This window comes from Thermodesulfobacterium hveragerdense DSM 12571 (genome assembly GCF_000423845.1).
Classification (GTDB): Bacteria; Desulfobacterota; Thermodesulfobacteria; order Thermodesulfobacteriales; family Thermodesulfobacteriaceae; genus Thermodesulfobacterium; species Thermodesulfobacterium hveragerdense.
In genome coordinates, this window is sequence record NZ_AUIT01000043.1 from 1 (window position 1) to 1,870 (window position 1,870).

A 1,870-nucleotide genomic window follows, 5' to 3' on the forward strand; every position below is an offset into this window, starting at 1 on the left:
GTTTTATGTTATCATTAATTTAAAAAATATTAAAAATTTTTATTATGCCTCTAAAATATTTTATTAAAAGACACAATTTATATTCTACTCCCAGAAAATGCTTCAGTCCGATTTGTTCAGCATATCTGTATAAGTTATTTGCGCGGCATAGAAGATATAAATGATAATAATACAATAATACTTTATTCAGAAAATTGCTTGATAGATGGACAATATCGCAAATAAGAAAAGTAATCAACTATTTTTGGTTCATAAAAGATTATAAACACGAAATACTTTTAGTTAACAAAATAATAAAAAATTTCTGGCGATGGGTTTATGAGAATAAATATAAAGACAAACAAGAGAGCGAGCTAACTAACGATGATAAAAAATATTATTAGAATTATGTCTTCTAACAGCGTTTTTGCAAGAAATTAATGAAGAAAATCTAAAATGGTTAGAAATATCTGTATTATGTGTTGATGTTGGATACCATTTATCTTTCTTTATTGAGTATCTTAATCACCTCAAAGATAAAGGACAAAGTGTTAAATTTATAGGTAAAGTGTATTTAAAGATGTTAAAAAATTCTACACCATATTATAGAGAAAAAAATATTAAATCAATAGTTAAATTTCTTTATCAAAAGGGCAAAAAGGAGGAAGCAAACGCAATTTGTAATATTTATTTTAGCCGGGAATATGAATTTTTGAGAGAATTGTATGAAAGATATAATAAATATAATAAGTTGTGAACGAATGAGGACAACGCCCAAAATTAAATAAAACAATTATTGAACAAATTGGGCGAGAAGGTCATTCAATCAAAAATCCAACGAATGCAAAATCTTCTAAGAATTGCCTTACCTGATGAAGCTTTTTATCGTGAAGTTAATGCTTGCCCTTGGCTATCCCAAGAATAAGGTCCAGTTTCTGGAGCTTTTTTCTTCTTCTCCCATACAGAGAAATAAGAAACTCAAAACTCAATCTCTCATAGAAAAAGCTCTGCTCTACAGAGCGGGGTTTATAGAGGATTATTTTAGCCTTCCACCTAACTTTGACACTTTCCTGAGATTAGAGGAAACATACTGGGTCTACAGGTCAATCCGTCCGGCAAATTTTCCTGATAGAAGAAAAAAAGATTTCTCCCACTTGCTTGCCGAAACAACTTAAATGGGAATTTACAATTATTTCAAAAAGCAGATAGAGGACAATTACACCGATATAGTGGAGAAGTCCCCTGCCAAGAAGGCAGTTGAAAGAATAATGAATTTCAAGTGTATCGGTATCATCAGAAAAAGAGAAATGTTTTTTAACATAATTTTGCCTTTCTTTTTGGCGGATGATTCATTCAGTAAATATCATTCCTTCTTGTTAAAGCTTTTTGAAGTCCACCCGCCTCTTGATGTAAACAGCAAAATAAAAAGATTTTATACTAAGGTTTCCTCCATGACTAACGGGGAAAAAGTGGAAATTTCAAACGTTAAAGAATACTTTGGGGCCATGAAGTACGTAGAAGGATAATGCGAATTAAAACCCTTTCCCTCACCTAATCTGACGATATCCCTCCAACCCTATAAATCAAGCCAAGGTCAAAGAATACGAGCGTCAGATTGACGAACTTGTCTACAAGCTTTATGATTTAAGCTCTAAAGAGATAAAGATCATTTAAAGAGACAGTAATCAATAAGAGCTGAGTTAAGGTTGTTGTTGAAATAGTTCTCATTTTTGCTACAATAGTCACTGAATTGTTTTGGTTAAAATATCTCAGAAGATAAAAATAAATCGTGATATAGGACACTTGTCAAGAGAATTGTGTCTCCTTATAAAATCTCTTTACAAACATTTGCCTCAATTCGTATAAAGCAGACTTAATTAAAGGAAGTGGT

3 protein-coding genes are annotated in these 1,870 nt (G+C 31.2%); all 3 read left to right on the plus strand.

The window, feature by feature from the left end:
* The first annotated feature begins 406 nt into the window (after positions 1-406).
* The 3 genes from G580_RS11725 to G580_RS11735 all read left to right on the plus strand — a co-directional run bounded on the left by G580_RS11725 (position 407) and on the right by G580_RS11735 (position 1,505).
* On the plus strand, positions 407-736 hold the full coding sequence (locus G580_RS11725; protein ID WP_028841798.1) for a hypothetical protein: 330 nt from the start codon (positions 407-409) through the stop codon (positions 734-736).
* A gap of 115 nt (positions 737-851) precedes the next feature.
* Positions 852-1,154: a hypothetical protein gene (locus G580_RS11730; RefSeq protein ID WP_028841799.1), complete on the plus strand. Its 303-nt coding sequence runs from the start codon at positions 852-854 to the stop codon at positions 1,152-1,154.
* Between the two features lie 93 nt (positions 1,155-1,247).
* On the plus strand, positions 1,248-1,505 hold the full coding sequence (locus G580_RS11735; protein WP_211211391.1) for a hypothetical protein: 258 nt from the start codon (positions 1,248-1,250) through the stop codon (positions 1,503-1,505).
* The last annotated feature ends 365 nt before the right edge of the window (positions 1,506-1,870 follow it).

Bases quoted from the DNA above. Each gene is read 5' to 3' on its own strand.
- G580_RS11730 (WP_028841799.1), top strand. From the start codon at position 852: ATGAAGCTTTTTATCGTGAAGTTAATGCTTGCCCTTGGCTATCCCAAG.
- G580_RS11735 (WP_211211391.1), top strand. From the start codon at position 1,248: ATGAATTTCAAGTGTATCGGTATCATCAGAAAAAGAGAAATGTTTTTT.